This window comes from Methylomonas sp. Uni0011, assembly GCF_056850255.1.
This window is the reverse complement of the sequence record NZ_JBVVNO010000003.1, coordinates 405,642-424,441: the sequence shown is the minus strand read 5'-3', so window position 1 is coordinate 424,441 and position 18,800 is coordinate 405,642. Positions and strand designations below refer to the sequence as shown.

Annotated in this window: 15 protein-coding genes; 11 read left to right on the top strand and 4 right to left on the bottom strand. The window is 59.6% G+C overall.

Annotated features, from left to right (window positions below):
* Positions 1 to 113 precede the first annotated feature (113 nt).
* The 3 genes from AC0IM9_RS07200 to AC0IM9_RS07190 all read right to left on the bottom strand — a co-directional run bounded on the left by AC0IM9_RS07200 (position 114) and on the right by AC0IM9_RS07190 (position 2,223).
* Positions 114 to 365, bottom strand: a complete 252-nt coding sequence (locus AC0IM9_RS07200) for an REP-associated tyrosine transposase (RefSeq protein WP_482803536.1) — start codon at positions 363 to 365, stop codon at positions 114 to 116.
* Positions 366 to 722: 357 nt separating this feature from the next.
* Positions 723 to 1,109, bottom strand: a complete 387-nt coding sequence (locus AC0IM9_RS07195) for a diacylglycerol kinase (RefSeq protein WP_482803535.1) — start codon at positions 1,107 to 1,109, stop codon at positions 723 to 725.
* Positions 1,110 to 1,170: 61 nt separating this feature from the next.
* Complete coding sequence (locus tag AC0IM9_RS07190) at positions 1,171 to 2,223, bottom strand: PspC domain-containing protein (RefSeq protein WP_482803534.1); 1,053 nt, start codon at positions 2,221 to 2,223, stop codon at positions 1,171 to 1,173.
* A gap of 230 nt (positions 2,224 to 2,453) precedes the next feature.
* Here AC0IM9_RS07190 and AC0IM9_RS07185 point away from each other — a divergent pair, with 230 nt between their 5' ends.
* The 8 genes from AC0IM9_RS07185 (at position 2,454) to AC0IM9_RS07150 (ending at position 15,137) form a co-directional block, all read left to right on the top strand.
* Entirely contained in the window at positions 2,454 to 3,674 is a 1,221-nt protein-coding gene (locus tag AC0IM9_RS07185) for a toxic anion resistance protein (protein WP_482803533.1), read from the top strand.
* A 130-nt stretch (positions 3,675 to 3,804) separates the two neighbouring features.
* Entirely contained in the window at positions 3,805 to 4,557 is a 753-nt protein-coding gene (locus AC0IM9_RS07180) for a proteasome-type protease (RefSeq protein ID WP_140913090.1), read from the top strand.
* Positions 4,558 to 4,864: 307 nt separating this feature from the next.
* Positions 4,865 to 5,203, top strand: a complete 339-nt coding sequence (locus tag AC0IM9_RS07175; RefSeq protein WP_482803532.1) for a hypothetical protein — start codon at positions 4,865 to 4,867, stop codon at positions 5,201 to 5,203.
* Between the two features lie 265 nt (positions 5,204 to 5,468).
* Positions 5,469 to 8,000 carry a circularly permuted type 2 ATP-grasp protein gene (locus AC0IM9_RS07170; protein WP_482803531.1) on the top strand — a complete coding sequence of 844 codons (2,532 nt, stop codon included), beginning with the start codon at positions 5,469 to 5,471 and terminating at the stop codon, positions 7,998 to 8,000.
* A gap of 9 nt (positions 8,001 to 8,009) precedes the next feature.
* Positions 8,010 to 8,891, top strand: a complete 882-nt coding sequence (locus AC0IM9_RS07165) for a transglutaminase family protein (protein WP_445372747.1) — start codon at positions 8,010 to 8,012, stop codon at positions 8,889 to 8,891.
* A gap of 247 nt (positions 8,892 to 9,138) precedes the next feature.
* Positions 9,139 to 13,257: an EAL domain-containing protein gene (locus AC0IM9_RS07160; protein ID WP_482803530.1), complete on the top strand. Its 4,119-nt coding sequence runs from the start codon at positions 9,139 to 9,141 to the stop codon at positions 13,255 to 13,257.
* A gap of 81 nt (positions 13,258 to 13,338) precedes the next feature.
* Positions 13,339 to 14,391 (top strand): hypothetical protein, encoded by a 1,053-nt coding sequence (locus tag AC0IM9_RS07155; RefSeq protein WP_482803529.1) that lies wholly within the window; start codon positions 13,339 to 13,341, stop codon positions 14,389 to 14,391.
* A gap of 122 nt (positions 14,392 to 14,513) precedes the next feature.
* Positions 14,514 to 15,137 (top strand): inorganic pyrophosphatase, encoded by a 624-nt coding sequence (locus AC0IM9_RS07150; RefSeq protein ID WP_140913084.1) that lies wholly within the window; start codon positions 14,514 to 14,516, stop codon positions 15,135 to 15,137.
* Positions 15,138 to 15,164: 27 nt separating this feature from the next.
* Here AC0IM9_RS07150 and AC0IM9_RS07145 read toward each other — a convergent pair whose 3' ends face one another.
* On the bottom strand, positions 15,165 to 15,497 hold the full coding sequence (locus AC0IM9_RS07145; protein ID WP_140913083.1) for an SMR family transporter: 333 nt from the start codon (positions 15,495 to 15,497) through the stop codon (positions 15,165 to 15,167).
* Positions 15,498 to 15,769: 272 nt separating this feature from the next.
* Between AC0IM9_RS07145 and AC0IM9_RS07140 the strand changes: the two genes are divergently transcribed.
* The 3 genes from AC0IM9_RS07140 to AC0IM9_RS07130 are packed head-to-tail and all read left to right on the top strand — an operon-like array spanning position 15,770 to position 18,798.
* Positions 15,770 to 17,551, top strand: coding sequence for an NAD(P)H-dependent oxidoreductase subunit E (locus AC0IM9_RS07140; protein ID WP_482803528.1), 1,782 nt, complete (start codon positions 15,770 to 15,772; stop codon positions 17,549 to 17,551).
* 1 nt (position 17,552) lies between these two features.
* Positions 17,553 to 18,269 carry a 2Fe-2S iron-sulfur cluster-binding protein gene (locus tag AC0IM9_RS07135; RefSeq protein WP_278212804.1) on the top strand — a complete coding sequence of 239 codons (717 nt, stop codon included), beginning with the start codon at positions 17,553 to 17,555 and terminating at the stop codon, positions 18,267 to 18,269.
* Positions 18,259 to 18,798, top strand: a complete 540-nt coding sequence (locus tag AC0IM9_RS07130; protein ID WP_482803527.1) for an NADH-quinone oxidoreductase subunit B family protein — start codon at positions 18,259 to 18,261, stop codon at positions 18,796 to 18,798. Before AC0IM9_RS07135 ends, AC0IM9_RS07130 begins: the two co-directional genes overlap by 11 nt.
* Positions 18,799 to 18,800 lie beyond the last annotated feature (2 nt).

Here is an 18,800-nt window from a genome sequence, read left to right as displayed (position 1 = left end):
TGGATAAAAAGGCCTCGAAACAGAGGCCTAACCGTTGAAACTCGATTTTATGACTGATTTCAACGCGAAAAAATCACGAGAACCGTGGGTAAGGGAAAATAGGCGCAAGTTTTTCACCAGCCTGTTAATCCCCAGCGGGTAGAAAAATCGGAATCGCCAACCGGCAAGGTCAAAATGCAATGTAAATGCTCCGGCAGCACAACAATCGCGTCAATTTCAAAAGCGTGGCAGCTTTTAACCTGCGCGAAGGCGGTTCGTAGTTGATCGATCTGGTCGGTCAGCAATCGGTTGCCACGACGCTCAGCCAGATTGACCGTAAAAAACCACGTGGCTCCGGGATATTGAAAGCGGCGGTAGTCTGTCATCGTTGTTAATTAGCTCCTTTCTCGATCGATGCGGTTCGTTCCTCACCGCATCCTACAAGGATATCTGCCTTACCAAACGCATTTGCCATTTCCCGATAGAGTGAGCGATCTTTCATCACGGCCGGGCTACCCGCAAGGCACTTCGCCGTAAATATTTATTGTTCGCTCTCGCATCACATCAACCTTACGGGCCAGATCGTTTGAAAGCGCCGCTATTAGTCCAACCTGTTCCGACAAAGTCGAACCCAGTAAAAAATTTCGCTGTCGTCGCCTGCTTCACCGTGCACGACCAAAGCCTTTGCCAATCGGAAAACCGGCAGGCGAAGCGCCGGCCTGTATGCGCAATTCAATTGCGGCTCAGCTCAACGCCTGCCATAGCCTATTCAATTCCGCGCCGATAACGGCAATCCAGATCAATATGGCAATGCCGGTGGCGGCGGCGGAGATGTCCTTGATGATACGGATTTTGTCGTTATGGCCGGATTCGACGAAATCGCACAGCGCTTCGACTGTGGTGTTGAACATTTCCGCGATCAGCATCAAGCCGGTCGCGGCAAACACCGACAAAAAATCGAGCCATTGCCGGTAATAAAAACATGCGGCCAATACCGGCACCGACAGCACGCATTTGTAGGCGACGCTAAAGTCGTAAACAACGGCGTAACGCAAGCCGGATAGGCACACCTTGATTTTGCGTAGCGGGTGGTAGCCCGGTTGGCCGGTGTTTAAAAATTTATTGCGCATGCGTTTTCCGAGTCACCTGAAACGTTGATGAGATTTGCGATAAACCGTGGCGACTGCGAATTCATGTCGACCAATCGTCCGCATGTTCCACAAATTTGTCGCGCAGGAAGCGGCCGTGGATCGACAGGCCTTGGGCGTCGTGCCGATACAGGCTGGTCAGCATGCTATGCAGCGAGCGGTCGAGCAGGTCCAATTGTTCCGCCAATAAGGCATGCGCGGTCTTGCCCTGGCTCACCGGTTCGGTGCGGGCCAGCGCGGGCGGCAGGGCCAGGTAGCGTTCGATGGCGCCGGGCAGGTAGTCGCGGGCGATTTGCTGCAGGTTGTAATGGTCGGGGTCGGTGGCATCGACGGTTTGCGGCAGGCGCGACAACAGTGTCAGCAAGGTATTGACGATGCCGGCGATTTTGCGTTCCACCTCGTCGTCGACCCTGCCGGCAACGCGGCGCTGCAGAGATTCCAGTTGCTGACGAACCGGCAACGGAACGGCGTGCTGCGTTGGGGTTTGGTGGGCGGCGGAATTTGCCACGGCTTTCTCGATCCGCTGGTAATACAGCGTTTCCGCCGTCCCGCGCAATTGCGTTTCCAGGCGTTGCAACGCCTGGCCCAAACGTTCCTCGGCCGCGGAACCGCCCGCCGGTTCCGGATCGGACGGCGGCAGACGCAGGTAGTGTTCTAGCATAGTCGGCAACTGTTCCAATACCGCGCGTTTGGCCGCGGCCAGTTCAATACTATTGCGATTGGACAGGCCGTCGAAATCCGGCAGTAGGCTCAGTACCAGTTGATGAGTATGCTCCAGCGCCGACCGCGCCTCGGGCTGGCGCAAGCTGGCCTGGGTGGTCTCGATCAGTTTTTCCAGGCGCCGGGCCTTGCGCCGCAAGCGCCAGGACAATTCCGATACCGACGAGCGCCGCCCCGGCAGTACGATCCATAACACCAGGTAAAGCCAGAACGTCAGACTGAAACTGAAAAATATCGAGCCGAGAAAAATAAACCGCACGGCGGTGACGCTAAAACCGGTATAACGCGCCAAACCGCTGCAGACGCCGCCCAACCGGCGCCGGTCGAGATCGCGTTCGAGTTTGCGGCTTGCGGCAGCTTCCGGGAATATTGGCATGGCGCCCTCAAAAAGTTGGGTTTTGGCGAGACAGGTCGAAAGCCGATCATACCCCAATTCGCCAGCCGATCCGAACCGAAACGGGCCGCGCGGCTGAACGCGATCGGGCGCCAATCCAATCCGGGTTATCATAGGCCGCGCCACTGGCAGCCACTTGCCGGCGCAGATCGGCACTAGCAATCCGGTTCCGGACCCGCCCACATTTAACGACAGCACCAGGGAGACCCACGATGAGCAACATCCCCGAATTGACCCCGCCGGAAACCCTGACCGCACCGGCCCCGGTGTTGCCGATCGCCAAGGAGCAAGCGGTTTCCATGGTCAAACTGCCGGCCGAAACCGTGGTCAAACTGGACCAGCGCGTCGCCGAATTCATCGATACGGTGTTGGCGGAATCCAGCCAAAGCCCGGCCTTCAAGGCCAAGGTGGATAGCGTTCACCAGCTTGGTGCCGGCGAAATTAAGGAAGCCGCCGCCATTTCCAACCGCCTGCTGGCGCGTCCGACCCAAGCGCTGGATGCCGGCGTGTTCACCGAGGGCTCGAAAATCTCCCGTTCGCTGGTCGATCTGCGCAACCAAGTGGAAGCGCTCGACCCCAGCCGCCAGGGCGACTTGCTGCAACCGCGCAAGTTGCTGGGCTTGATTCCGTGGGGCAACCGGCTGCACGATTATTTCCAGCAATACCAATCGGCCCAGCAGCATATCGATGCCATCATCGTCGCCCTTTACGGCGGCCAGGACGAACTGCGCAAGGACAACGCCGCCATCGAAGAAGAGAAAGTCAACGCCTGGCACACCATGGAAAAGCTGGAGCAATACATCCACGTCGGCCGCAGCATCGACGCGGCGCTGGAAGCCAAGCTGGCCGAGATCGAGCCGGCCGACCCGGAAAAGGCGCGCGTCATTCGCGAAGAACTGCTGTTTTACTTGCGGCAGAAGGTGCAGGATTTGATGACCCAGCTCGCCGTGACCATCCAGGGTTATCTGGCGATGGACTTGATCCGCAAGAACAATCTGGAATTGATCAAGGGCGTCGACCGGGCCACGACCACCACCATCTCCGCCTTGCGCACCGCCGTGATCGTGGCGCAAGCGCTGGCTAACCAAAAGCTGGTGTTGGATCAGATCGGCGCGCTGCGTGCCACCACCGGCAACCTGATCGAATCCACCTCGGCGCTGCTCAAGCAGCAGGCCGGGCAGATTCAGCAACAGGCCGGCACGGCGGCGGTCAGCCTGGATCAACTGGCCGTGGCCTTCAAAAACATCTACGACACAATGGACATGGTGGCCAATTACAAACTGGAAGCCCTCGCCAACATGAAGCAAACCGTGGCCTCGCTGAGCACGGAAATCGACAAGGCCAAAGGCTATCTGGACAAAACCCGCGAGAGCACCGTGCAGGAAACCAAGCAGACCTTACAAATCGCGGCCGATGACGACATCGTGTTTTGACGGCCGGACTTCGGACCCGGTAGCCGCGATCCGGCCAAACTCTCGGCCTCAGTCCACCAAGACCGGCGTTGGCCTTTGCGGTTTATCTCTAGTACACTGCGGTTAACCTAATGTTTCAGACTCTGCGCTTATGACCTACTGTATCGCCGTCTCTCTGAAGGACGGATTGGTGTTAACCTCGGATTCCCGAACCAACGCCGGCATCGACAACGTCAGCACCTACGGCAAAATGCATGCCTTTACCACGGCCAGCGACCGCAAGATCATCTTGCTCAGTGCCGGCAATCTGGCGACCACGCAGGCGGTGATCGACCAATTGAAACGGGACATCAAGGAGCAGGCCGAAGTCAATTTGGACAGCGTCAGCTATTTGTCGGAAGCCGCCGATTACGTCGGCCATGTCAGCGTCGAAAAACAACGGCGGCATGTCGATGAAGGCCAAAGCAGTTTCAACCCCTCGGCCACCTTCATCCTGGCGGGGCAGATCGGCCAGGAGCCGCACGGCGCCTATCTGGTGTATCCGGAAGGCAATTGCATTACCACCTCCCGCCAAACCCCCTATTTGCAAATCGGTGAAAACAAATACGGCAAACCGGTCCTCGACCGGTTTCTGAAAATCGAAACGTCGCTGCAGGAAGCCGGCCGCTGCTGTCTGATTTCGATGGACTCGACCATGCGCAGCAACGCCAGCGTCGGCGCACCGGTGGAACTGCTGGTCTATCACAAGGACAGCCTGGCTCTCGACGAATACTACTGCTTCCAGGAAGATAACGAATACCTGATTCAACTGCGCCGCATGTGGCATGAAAAGCTGAAGGAAGCATTCGCGACGCTGCCGCAATTCAGCAAGGCCGATTCCCGGCCGCTACCGATGAATTGCTGAACGCCCCCAGACCAGCCCCCCTTGCCGCCCGGCCTGACTCTTTCGGCCGGGCTCAACCTTACGGCGTCCAACTTGGACGCTACGCAGGCCAACCGGTCCGCCGCCGAGAGGGATATAACGCCCGCCAACACTGTCCAACCGCGGTTGGATCAGCGTTGCCGTCAAATTTCAACACGCCAGAATCCGGAAAAAACCCTCCACAATCTGAAAATTTTGTCTATACTTTTCCACGCCTTACAGGCCATTTTTAAAGCCTTTTACACCAAAAAACTCGTCATCCAAGCCTAAGGGGCTTGAGGAGAGTGCCATGAAAATCCTACTTGTTGCCCGCCCCGCCAAGTTGTTGGCAGTCATCGCCGTTTTTGCCGTTTGGCCCGGCACTACCGGCGCCACCCCCACCCCGACGCCCGAATCCCGCCCGGAATTGATCCTCAGCATGCCATCGGACCGCTGGCTGGACGAACGGCCGGCGCAAAGTGGCCCGACGTTGGCCGATAACCGCGAGCAAAATTTGATTGGTTCGCGGAAAAGCCGCAAATCCAATGTCGACGTCGACTGCAATATGGATTTAAACCAAAACACCCTCGGTACCGCCCCGCTCAGCGAACGCCTCGGCGGCAATTGCGAATTTGGCTACCACTACTAAATCGACCAGCCCTTTTCTGCAGGCGCCGAACCCGCTCGCGCCATTGCCCCGATAGCGAGCACAGCGCTCCGGTTTGGCGCGGCCTTGATTGCTGCGCCACCCGCGGTATGCCGCCTGCGAGCCGCGGACCGCCCATTCCGGAATCCGAGGCCCCAATCCGAACGCAGCGGCACGACATTTGCTGTCGGAAAACCGGCAGCGGCCAAGCAACCGAGACTGCCACTATCGATTGCGTAATTCGCCTTAAACCGGCAAACTCGTCGCCATGACCACTTTCAGCCTGCCAGAAGCTTTCGCATCCGCGTACCGCCAACAGCCCGAGTGCTACGACGAAATGCTGGACGAGAGCGGCCAGATCCGCGGCCATTGGCTGCATTTGATGCAAGCCTTGATCCAGCTTGGCCCGGACGAGGTGGCACAACGCCACCGCGAAGCATTGCGGCTGCTGCGGGAGAACGGCGTCACCTACAATGTCTACGGCGACCCGGACGGCGCCAGCCGCCCATGGGGATTGGACCCGGTGCCGCTGCTGGTCTCCAGCGACGAATGGTTCGATATCGAAGCCGGCCTGTTGCAACGAGCCGAATTGCTGAACTTGATCCTGGCCGACCTCTACGGCCCGCGCGAGCTGATCAAAAAGAACCTGTTGCCGCTGGAACTGGTTTACAACCACGGCGGCTTTTTGCGGGTCTGCAACCAGATTCGCTTGGCCGGGCAGCACCAACTGATACTTTATGCCGCCGATCTGGCTCGCGGCCCGGATCGAAAAATGTGGGTATTGGGCGACCGGACCCAAGCGCCGTCCGGCGCCGGCTATGCGCTGGAAAACCGGCTGGCCATGTCCCGAGTGCTGCCCAGCTTGTTTCGCGACAACCAAGTCCATCGGCTGGCGCGTTTTTTCCAGTCGCTACGCGCCGGTCTGAACGCAATCGCGCCAAAACACCACGAATTGCCGCGGGTCGTGGTATTGACGCCGGGACCGCTCAACGAAACCTTTTTCGAACACGCCTATCTGGCTGCCTACCTGGGCTATCCGCTGGTCCAAGGCGACGACCTCACCGTCCGCGACGGCTGCGTCTGGCTGAAATCCCTGACCGGCCTGCAACGGGTCGACGTGATCCTGCGCCGGGTCGACGACAATTACTGCGATCCGCTGGAACTGCGGGAAGACTCGCGGCTGGGCGTACCCGGTTTGTTGGAGGTCGTCCGCCGCGGCAATGTTGCCATCGCCAACCCGCTGGGCAGCGGCGTGCTGGAAAACCCCGGTCTGATGGCCTTCCTGCCCGGTATCGCCGAATACTTTCTGGGCCAGTCGCTGAAATTGAATTCAATCGCGACCTGGTGGTGCGGGCAAAGTCTGGAACTGAGCTACGTGTTGGCCAACTTGCCACGGCTGGTGATCAAGCCGATTTACCGCAAACCCGGCGAGCACGCCGTGTTCGGCCACAAACTGAGCCGGGCCGAACTGGCCGCCTGGCGCCAGCGGATACAGGCGCGGCCGGCTTTCTACGTCGGCCAGGAGTACGAAAGCTTTTCCACTGCGCCGAGTCTGGCCGAAGGCAGCTATCAGCCGCGGCAATCCTTGTTGCGCTGCTTCATGGTGGCTCGAGCCGACGGTTATACCTTGATGCCGGGCGGTTTGACCCGCAGCGCCCACAGCTACGGCGAGATGCTGATCACCAACCAGATGGGCAGCATCAGCAAGGACACCTGGGTCATCGCCAGCGAACCGCAAATCACTACCCTGCCGCAAGCCGGCGATAACGGCCTCAGCGGCCATGCCAGCGCCCTGCCCAGCCGCGCGGCCGATAATATTTTCTGGGTCGGCCGCAACGCGGAACGCGCCGAAGGCGGCATTCGCCTGATCCGGGCCACGATCAAAAAATTATTCATCAATCCGGAACGCGACAATCCCGATTACCAACACAGCATGCATACCTTGCTGCGTTGCGTCACCGGCACCACCGGTTCCTACCCCGGTTTCTTCGGCGAAGATGCCGAGGAATTGCTGAAGGCGCCGGAAGCCGAGTTGCTGGCATTGGCCACGGCTGCCGACCGCATCGGCAGCCTGCCCGATACCATCAACCGCATGGCGCAGTCGGCCTATGCCGTGCGCGACTTGTGGTCGTCGGATACCTGGCGGGTGGTGGACGAAATCGAAGAGCAGATCGCCGCGGCGCAACGCCTGCGCAAGTCCGGACTGTGGTCGATGCAGGAACAGATGGACCAATTGGTCACGACCTTGTCCGCCTTCAGCGGACTGGCCATGGAAAGCATGACCCGCGGCGACGGCTGGCTGTTTCTGGACATCGGCCGCCGCCTGGAACGCGGCCTGCAACTGGTGTCTCTGCTGCGCACCGCATTCGTCGAACCGCAAAGCGAAGCCGCGGAAACCCGGCTAATCGAATCCTTGCTGGACAGCAGCGACAATCTGATCTGCTACCGGCAACATTACCGCGCCAACCTGGAGCTGGCGCCTTTTCTGGAATTGCTGTTGCTGGACCCGAACAACCCGCGTTCCTTGGCTTACCAAATCGCCCGGCTACAAGAACACGTCGCCAAGCTGCCGCGCGAGGCCGGCAACCGCCGCATCGGTGCCGAGGAACGTTTGCTGCTGGAGGCCAGTTGCATTCTGCACATCGCCAACATCGAAGAATTGCAGACTGTCGCCGCAAGCGGCAGCCGCGAAGCGCTGGACAGCCAACTCGGCAAAATATACGGGCTATTGGCCAATCTGTCGGAAACGCTGACGGCGACCTATTTCCGCCACGGCGATGCGCCGCAATCGCTACTTTGAGGGCTTGCCATGCGTTATAAGGTGACTCATACCACGGCTTACAGCTACCAGCAAACGGTCGGATTGTCCTACAACGAAGTCCGCATGTTGCCGCGGCCGACCCCGAATCAGCAGGTGATCGACACCCAATTGCAGATTTTGCCCAGCCCCAGCGAATACCGGGTACGGAACGATTTTTTCGGCAACCAGGTGGCTTGGTTTTCGATCCGCGAACCGCACCAGACGTTCGAAGTCACCGCCGTCAGCGAAGTCCGGGTCATCCGCCAGCCGGCACAAATGGATCTCAGTCACGGCGTCGCCTGGGAAACCGCCAAACAGATACTGCACAGCGAGATCAGCGAACCGACCCTGGACGCGCGCCAATATGCGCTGGATTCGCCGCTGGTCAGCGCCGGCCCGGAGCTGGCGGCGTATGCAAAGCCATCCTTCGCACCGGGCAGAGCGCTACCGGAAGCGATACGCGATTTGATGCAACGCATCTACCGCGATTTCACCTTCGATCCGGAATTCACCACTTTGAGCACGCCGCTGGCAACCGTATTGGAACACCGGCGCGGCGTCTGCCAGGATTTCGCCCACTTGGCGATTGGCTGCATCCGCTCCCAGGGGCTGGCGGCGCGTTACGTTAGCGGCTACATCGAAACGCTGCCCCCGCCGGGCCAACCGAAGCTGGTCGGCGCCGACGCCTCGCACGCCTGGTTTTCGGTGTATTTGCCGGACCTGGGCTGGATGGACTTCGACCCGACCAACAACCAAACCCCTGGCGACCAGCACATCGTCGTCGCCTGGGGCCGCGACTACAGCGACGTCACGCCGCTGAAAGGCGTCATTTTCGGCGGCCAGGACCACGAATTGAGCGTCAGCGTCGAAATGGAAAACCTGGGCCAATAAACCGGCCCGGTTTATTGCGGGTATTCGGTTCGGGCTGAACCTGTCTAAGGCCCAGCTGACCCGCACTTCGAAACACTCCCTACCCAAGGGCCCAAAGGCGCTATCAATTGAGCGAACCGGCGCCGCTTTCAACCGGCCAGCCTCCGCGGCCGGCTGCAATGGATGACAAAACCTTATCATTTGTGCGATAAACGGTCGGTTTCGGCTCCCCGAATCCCGGCTCTTCGTTTTGACCTAAGGTATTTGTTTGCAAACTATATTTTCCCCTTTCAGCGGCAATCCGCTTGCAGCAACCGCACTGGCCTTGGCCTACGCACTGGCGGCAAAGCTGGCGGCTGATTTTTTTACGTCCTATGGCACGGTCGCCATTATCTGGCCGGCCAGCGGGATTGCCTTGGGCGGATTGTTGCTGGGCGGCCGCCGCTACTGGCCTGCCGTGTTTTCCGGCGCTCTGGCCGGCAACCTGTGGGCCGGCAGCCCGCCGCTGGCGGCATTGGCCTTCGCCGGCGGAGCCGCCGTATCGGCATTGGCCGGCCAGCGTTTATTGCGCCATTCCCCTACTCTGTTGCAAACCCCGCAGGATTTCCTGCGCTTACTGCTCTGCGGCAGCCTGGTATCGGTCATCTCGGCGTTTTGCGCCGCCACGGCGTTACGTGTTTTCGAATTGAGCCCGGCCGGACAGTGGACCAACGACTGGCTGCATTGGTGGATGGCGGATTTGCTGGGCATCGCCATCGCCACCCCCATACTGCTGCTCCGGCAATACCGTCCCCTGGTCCGCTGGAATGTCTGGCGTTACAGCCACGGCGCGGCCCATCTGGCGCTAGCCCTCTTGGCCGGCCATATCGTCTTTTTAAATTGGCCGCTTTATCCGGGCGCTTTCGGCAAAGCCTTTTACCTGATGGCCTTTATCGGTTACGGGGCATTGAATTTCGGCCTGCCCGGCGTTTTGCCCTTGGTCGCGACAATGGCGATGCAAACGCTACTGGGCGCCGCACTCGGCCGCGGTTACTTTGCCGGCGTCGATCCTCACAGCGGACCCTACCTGGAGTGGTCATACCTGTTGCTCTGCGCGGTCCTCGGCATCATGCTGGCCCTGGCCGTCGAAAACCACAAACGCGCGGATCTGGCCTCCAAATCGCTGAGCGCGTTTAACCGGCAGATTCTGGAGTCGGTGCAACAAGGCGTGGTGGTCTACGATGCTGATGGCCGCTACCAGCTATGGAACCGTTTTATGCAGACCCTGACCGGCATCGGCGAAGACGACTGTTTGGGCCGGACGCCGCTGGAAAAATTTCCCTGGCTGGCGGCAACCGAGGTCCCGGCAGGGATCAAGCGCGCCCTGAAAGGAGAAACTGTCTACCACGCCCCGTTCCAAAGCGTGGACGGTCGTTGGCTCGGTTCGGTGCAGACACCGTTGCGCGACGCCGACGACCGCATTGTCGGGGTAATCGAACTGGTGAAGGACGAGTCGACGCAAATCCAGTTCGGCCAATCGCTATCCACATCGGAAGCCCGGTTCCAGAGCATTCTGGACCATACGCCGACGATGATTTTCACGAAAACCCCGGACGGCGCCTACCAAATGGTCAACCGACAATTAGCTGCAATATTCGGCCTGAACGAAGACGAGGTGCGCGGCCATTTCGATGCCGACCTGTTCCCGGCCGAGATTGCCGCCAGCCTGAGCGGCAACGACCGCATGGTATTAGAGGCCGGGCAGCCCATGATCTTCGAAGAACAAATCCCACACCGGGACGGTACGCTCCGAACCTACTTGGCGCATAAGTTCCCGCTACGCACCCCCGGCGGCGACATCTACGCAGTCTGCGGCATTTGCACCGACATCAGCGAGCGCAAGGCGGCCGAAAAACGGCTGCAAGAAAGCGAGCGGCGTTGGAAATTCGCCTTGGAAAGCGGCGGCGACGGGGTCTGGGACTGGGACCTGGCCAGCGGCCAAGTGTTTCTATCGCCGCGCTGCATGGAAATCCTCAATTTCGACGAACTCGACGCCCGCGATAACTACCGCAATTGGAAAGCCAGCATCCATCCGGAAGACAGCCCGAAACTGCTGGCCGATTTGCAGGCCCATCTGAATAATCTGAACCCACGTTTCAGTAACGAACACCGAATCAAAGTCGACGGCGACTGGCGCTGGATCTTGAGTCGCGGCCTGGTCATCGAACGCGACGCCAACGGCAAGGCCTCGCGGATGATCGGCACTCACACCGATATTTCCAAACGTAAGCTACTGCAATGGCAACAATTGGAAAAAATCGTCGCCGGCGCGCCGGAAGCGGCGCTACTGGTCGCAGCCAGCGGCAACATCCTGCTGGCCAATCAACCGGCGGCAACGGTTTTCGGTTATGCGCGCGAGGTCCTGATCGGCCGTAACGTCGACGATTTGGTGCCGTTTCCGGCCAACCTGAACCACGCCGCGTTGCGCGAGCGTTTCATGCGGGATGACGTAGCCAGGCCGATGAGCGCTAACCGCTCGCTAGCGGCACTGCGTGCCGACGGCAGCCAGTTTCCGGTGGAAATCAGTCTGAACCCGCTCGAGATCAACAATCAACATACCGTATTGGTATCGGTGCACGACGTCAGCGAACGCAAACGCCTGGAACGGGAAATGCAATTGATGGCGATGATCCACCAAGCCATCGGCGAAGCGGTGATGGTCGCCGACGCCAACAATCGGATTATCGCCATAAACGACGCCTTTACCCGCCTGACCGGTTACCGTGAAGAGGAAGTGATCGGCAAAACCACCGATATTTTGAAATCCGGCCGCCACAGCCCCGACTTCTACCAGCACATGTGGCATTCGTTGCTGCAGACCGGCCACTGGCAAGGCGAAATTTGGAACAAACGTAAAAACGGCGAGATTTACCACGAGTGGCTGGTGATCAACAGTATCTATAACGAAAACGGAGAGCTGGAACGCCGCGTGGCCATGTTCTCCGAAATTACCGAACAAAAACACGTGGAACAGGCCATCTGGCGCCAGGCCAATTTCGATCCGCTGACCGATCTGGCCAACCGCCGCATGTTTCAAGACCGGCTGAACCAGGAGATCAAAAAATCGGCACGCGACCGCACAGGCTTGGCGGTAATGCTGCTGGATCTGGACCGATTCAAGGAAGTCAACGATACGCTGGGCCACGGTATGGGCGACGTGTTGTTGAAGGAAGCGGCCAAACGCCTGCTCGATTGCGTTCGCCAAGCCGACACCGTGGCCCGCCTGGGCGGCGACGAATTCACCATCATCCTCGGCGAACTGGAATCGCAGGCCGACACCGACCGGGTGGCGCAGGCCATTCTGCACAGTCTCAGCGAGCCGTTCCGCTTGGGCGCCGAACTCGCGTATATCTCGGTCAGTATCGGCATCACCCTGTATCCGCAGGATGCCACCGCCGCCGAGCAGTTGATGAAAAACGCCGATCAGGCCATGTATAGCGCCAAGCAGCAAGGCCGCAACCGCTACAGTTACTTTACCGCCGAGATGGAACAAGTCGCGCAAAACCGCATGCGACTGACCAACGATCTGCGCCAAGCTTTGGTCAACGGCGAATTGGAACTGCATTACCAGCCGGTCGTGGACCTGACCACCGGCGCCATGCATAAAGCCGAAGCGTTGTTGCGCTGGCGCCATCCGAAGCGCGGCAGAGTCAGTCCGGCCGAGTTCGTACCGCTGGCTGAGGAAACCGGCCTGATCGTCGACATCGGCGACTGGGTGTTCCGGGTGGCGGCCCAGCAAATCGCCCGCTGGCGCGCCAGCCACGCGCCGGATTTCAAAATCAGCATCAACAAATCGCCGGTCCAGTTCGCCCGCCATAACCGAGTCGACAGCGAGTGGCTGGCTTACTTGCAATCGCTGGGTCTGGCCGGGCAGGCCATCGTGATCGAGATCACCGAAGGTCTGTTGCTGGATGCCGACAACGTGATCCGCGACCACTTGTACGCCTACCGCGATGCCGGGATCCAGGTTGCGATCGACGATTTCGGTACCGGCTATTCGTCGCTGTCGTATTTGAAAAAATTCGACATCGATTACCTGAAAATCGACCGAAGCTTCGTCCGCAATCTGGGTTTTGACGCCAGCGATCTGGCATTGTGCGAAGCGATCATTGTCATGGCCCACAAATTGGGCCTGAAAGTCGTGGCCGAGGGCATCGAAACCCGGCAGCAAATGCAGCTGTTGCGGGCCGCCGGTTGCGATTACGGCCAAGGCCATCTGTTCTCCAAGCCGTTACCGGCGGAAAAATTTGCCGACTTGTTCGGTAGCAACCTGATCGAGGCCCAAGCCGCCGCCGACGGCGATTCCGCCACTAACAGATCGGCCGACGGCGAGCCGGAACGCGATTGACGGTTGTCAAACGGCGGCTGATGGCCGACACTTAGGGTTGAAACCGGGGCCAATCCGGCGCCCCGCTGCAAAGGAGCCTGTATGCCGATCAAGATCCCATTCGCCGCAGCACTGCTGTTGAGCTGCGTAATGGCCGCCGCGCCGGCCACAGCTCAGGAGGCGCCTTCGCCGCTGCAAGCTCTGCAAAACTTCGGCATCGGCGCCGAGCAAATCGCCCAGTTGGACCGCGGCGAGATTGTCGGCTACGACGTCAGCGAAACCAGCCAAAAGGAGTTGGCGATAGGGGTGGCAATGGTATTGCCGGTGCCGTTGGCGCAGATTGCCGATTACATCAAGAAGGGCAATATGAATGCGATCGAAAGCGACATTCTCGCCAGCGCGACGCTGGGCCCGAATCCGAGCAGCGACAGCTTTAAAAAATTCGCCTTCACCGACAAACAACTGGACGAAGCCAAGGCCTTTCTGGCCGCCGAAGCCGGCGACGAATTCAACCTGTCCAAAGCCGAGCTGGACCGCCTGAACAGCCTGCAAGCCCAACTGGAAGACGCCGACGACAAGACCCTGTTGAAAACCGCCAACCAGACCTACCGCGAGTTCTTGCTGCAGCGCCTGCTGGCGTACAAAAAAAACGGCCTGAACGGCATCGCCGCCTACATCCGCGACGGCGGCAGCGCCGACCCCGCTGCCGAGTTGCGCACCGACGCCGTCAACAGCAAAGCCTGGGCCCGCTACTTTCCGGAATTGCAGCAAGCCTGGTTGACTTATCCGGCCACATTACCTGCCAACACGACCGAGCAATTCATTTGGTTGAATCGGCGGGTGGAAGACCGACCCACCGCGATTTTGAATCATAGGCTAATCTCAGTCGGCGATGCCGGCGGCATCATCCTGTCCCGCCAGTTTTACGTCGGCCACTCCTACAACTCCAGCCAGGTCGTCGCCGGCGGTTTGCCCTATAAAGACGGTACGCTGGTGTTCTATTCGATCCGCAGTTCCACCGACCAGGTCGCCGGCATGGGTAGCAGCCTGAAACACTCGATCGGCCGCGAGCAAATGAAAAAGGAGATGGTCAAACGCCTGCAGCGTCTGAACAAAGATTTGAAACGCAAACCGGCGACCGTGGCGGCAGAATAATCATGACGACGCCGGTCGATTGGCGGCGACCGGCATGCCGCCGCCCCCGCCTGCCTTGCACATCATCCCGGCCCTGGTAAACCAAGCCGGTAACCAGTTTCCTCCCCAGCCCTAAAACCCTGATGAATATTAAACACAAAGCACACCCCTGGCACGGCATCCATCCCGGCGACAATGCGCCGGACATCGTCACGGCCTTCATCGAAATCGTGCCGTCGGACACGGTCAAATACGAAATCGATAAAGACAGCGGTTATCTGAAGATCGACCGGCCGCAGAAGTTTTCCAACATGATTCCGACTTTATACGGGTTCATTCCGCGCAGTTACTGTGCGGAACGCATCGCCGAATTCGCCGCCAGCCGTTCCGGCCGTGACGTGACCAAGGGCGACGGCGACCCGCTGGATATTTGCGTATTGAGCGAACGTAGCGTGACCCACGGCGACATCCTGCTGCAAGCGATCCCGATCGGCGGTTTCCGGCTGCTGGACGGCGGCGAGGCCGACGACAAGATCATTGCGGTGATGAAGGGCGACGAGTTTTACCGGCAATGGCGCGATGTTTCGGACTGCCCGGATTCCTACATCAATCGGCTGAAACATTATTTTTTGACCTACAAACATCTGCCCAGCGAGAAGAACGTCTGCGAAATCACCCACGTTTACAACCGCGAAGAAGCGCACGAAGTGATCAAACGGGCCATGGCCGATTACCAATACCACTTCGGTTGCCAGGACGACGAGTAGTCCGGGTCCGGCACGTTTTTTTGGCGACTACAGGGCGGCGGCTTTGGAAAACACCCGGATCACCACCACGCCGGACACGATCAGAAACATGCCGGCCAGCGCCGGAACATCCAGTTGCTGGCCGAACAACAGCCAACCCACCGACGCGATCAAAACGATGCCGACTCCGGCCCAGACCGAGTAGACGATGCCGATCGGGATATAGCGCAAAGCCAGCGCCATAAAAAAGAACGACACCGCGTAACCGGCCACCACGATCAGCGCCGGCCAAAGCCGGGTAAAGCCGTCACTGGCTTTCAGCGCCGAAGTCGCAACCACCTCGCTGCCGATTGCCACGGCTAATAACAACCACGGATTCATATCCACCTGCCTGTTTATGGAACGACCCCGACATTATTAGCCCGAATCGGCTTGCCCGGTCAACGCCGAATCAGCCGACCAAGGCCGCAGCAGTGCTGAACCGGCATACAGTCTATTGCCGAATTCGGTGGTTTATTAATGTCGCCAATTTCGATAAATTGTCCGTCGGGCCAGCCTGGATTAACGCCCGCTTGCCGCGGCGCCGGACCCGGCCTTGATTTGGCAGACTCGTTTCGACCGCGATTGCCGTTAACAGGAAGAAAAAACAGACCATGAAGACTTTTGTAGACAAGGTTCTGACCCAGGCCGAATTGCAGCCGGCCCGATTGCTGGAAATTTTGCGGGCGGTGGAAGCCGAATTCCGCCACATTCCGGAGCCGGCCATAGCGCAGATAGCTGCGAGTTTGCAAATTCCGCGCACGCAAATCATCGCGGTCGCCGAGTTTTACAGCTTTCTGCATCTGACGCCGCAAGGCCGCTACGATCTGCTGGTCTCCGACTCGATTACCGACCGCATGCTCGGCAACCGGCAAGTGCTGGACGCGCTGGCCGCACGCTTGCAAGTCCAAGTCGGCAGCGTGCGTGGCGACGGTCTGGTCAGCCTGAACCGCACTTCCTGCACCGGCATGTGCGATCAGGGCCCGGCCGGCCTGGTCAACGGCTATCCGCTGCCGCGTCTGACCCCGGCAAAAATCGACACGGTAGCGGCGTTGATCGAACAGCAAGTGCCGCTGGCGGACTGGCCCGCAGACTTATTTCAGGTCGACGAACCGATTTACCGCGCGGACCTGCTGTTGAAGCAGCCGTTCAGCAACGGCGAGGCGTTGCAGACCACGTTCGCCCGCGGCCTGGCCGAAACCCTGGCCGAAGTCGACCTATCGAATTTGCGCGGCCGCGGCGGCGCCGGCTTTAAAACCGCGTTGAAGTGGCGCACCTGCTCGCAGCAAGCGGCGACGCCGCGCTATGTGATTTGCAACGCCGACGAGGGCGAGCCGGGCACCTTCAAAGACCGCATGTTGCTCGACCTATACGCCGATCAGGTTTTCGAAGGCATGACCGTCTGCGCCGCGATCATCGGCTCCAGCCACGGCCTGGTCTACCTGCGAGCCGAATACCTGTTCCTGCGCGACAAGCTGCTGGCGGTGCTGCAGACCCGGCGCGAGCAAGGCTTGCTCGGCAAGGCGATCCTGGGCCGGGAAGGCTTCGATTTCGACATCGAAATCCGCATGGGCGCCGGCGCCTACATCTGCGGCGAGGCCTCGGCCCAAATCGAATCGCTGGAAGGCAAGCCCGGCATCCCGCGCACCAAGCCGCCCAATTCGGTAGTGTGCGGCTACCAGCGCAAACCGACCGTGGTCGACAACGTCGAAACCTTTTTTGCCGCCACCCACATCGCCATTCACGGCGGACAGTGGTTTGCCGACGTCGGCACGCCGCAGTCGACCGGCACCAAACTACTCAGCATCAGCGGTGACTGCCGGCGGCCGGGAATTTACGAATACCCGTTCGGCACCCCGGTGCGCCAGTTTCTGCTGGATTGCGGCGCCGACGAGGTGATGGGCGTGCAAGTCGGCGGCCCGTCCGGCACTTTTATCTCGAACCGGAAACTGGACCGGGTCGTGGCGTTCGAAGATCTATCGACAGCAGGTTCGTTCATGGTGTTCAACCGCTCGCGCAACCTTTTCGCCATCGCCCAAAACTTTATCGACTTTTTCGCCCACGAGAGTTGCGGCTTCTGTACCCCGTGCCGGGTCGGCACTGCGTTGCTGAAAAACCAGTTGGCGAAAATTGCCGACGGCCACGGTGCCGCCGAAGACCTGGAACAACTCAGCGCCTTATGCGAGGTGGTCAAAAACAATAGCCATTGCGGCTTGGGCGAGTCGGCCGCCAATCCGATATTGACCACGCTGCTGAGTTATCCGGAGCTTTACCTGCAACAATTGCAAGTCAGGGAATTCGCGCCCGGCTTCGATCTGGACGCGACCTTGGCGGCGGCCCGCCGCCTGGCTCAGCGCGACGATGCCGCTGCGCATTTGAACCAAGTGGAGAATTGACATGAGCGGCACGCTGACCATAGACGGCAAGACCATTCCGTTCGCGGAAGGGCAAAGCGTGATCGAAGCCGCGCGTTGTGCCGGCGTCTACATTCCTCACCTGTGCCACAAGCCGGGCTACGCGCCGCACGGCAGTTGCAAGCTGTGCACGGTGTTCGTCAACGGCCGCAAATGCTCGGCCTGTACCTATCCGGCGGCGGCCGGCCAGAACGTGGTCAGCGATACCCCGGAACTGCAGCAGGACCGGCTGCGCCTGACCCAGATGCTGTTCGTCGAAGGCAACCATTTCTGCCCGTCCTGCGAAAAGTCCGGCAATTGCCAACTACAAGGCGTGGCCTACCATTTGCGCATGCTGGACAACCACTACCCGCTTTTCTACCCGCAGCGGGAAGTGGACGCTTCGCATCCGGACATTTTGCTGGACCACAACCGCTGCATTTTCTGCAATCTCTGTGTCCGGGCCAGCCGGGATAAAGACGGCAAAAACGTGTTCGCCATCGCCGGGCGCGGTATCAACAAGCGCTTGATCGTCAATTCGGCCAGCGGCAAGCTGAAAGATAGCGACATTAGCGTCGAAGACGAAGCCACCCAGGTCTGCCCGACCGGCGCGATTCTGATCAAGCGTAGCGGCTACCAGTTGCCGATCGGCCAACGCCTGTACGACCAGCGCCAAATTAGCGAGGTTGCGCTGTCCGCGGAGGCTGACCATGAGCCCTAAAATCAAAATCGCGACCACCTCGCTGGCCGGCTGCTTCGGCTGCCACATGTCGTTTCTGGATATCGACGAGCGCATCACCGCGTTGGCGGAAGTGGTGGAATTCGACCGCTCGCCGCTGACCGACATCGAACACTGCGGGCCATGCGACATCGGCTTGATCGAAGGCGGCGTCTGCAATTCGGAGAACGTGCAGGTACTGCGCGAGTTCCGCAAGAATTGCAAGGTGCTGGTCGCGGTCGGCGCCTGCGCGATCAACGGCGGTCTGCCAGCGTTGCGCAATTTCGTTTCGGTCGAGGCCTGTCTGCTGGAAGCCTACCGCGACGGCATCGGCGTGGACAACCCGCAAATCCCGAGCGATCCGGAGCTGCCGTTGTTGCTGGACAAGGTGCATCCGATCCACGAAATCGTCAAGGTCGATTACTTCATGCCCGGCTGCCCACCGTCCGCCGACGTGTTCTGGACTTTCCTGAGCGCGCTGATCGAAGGCCGCGAGCCGAGCTTGCCTTATGAATTAGTCCATTACGACTGATA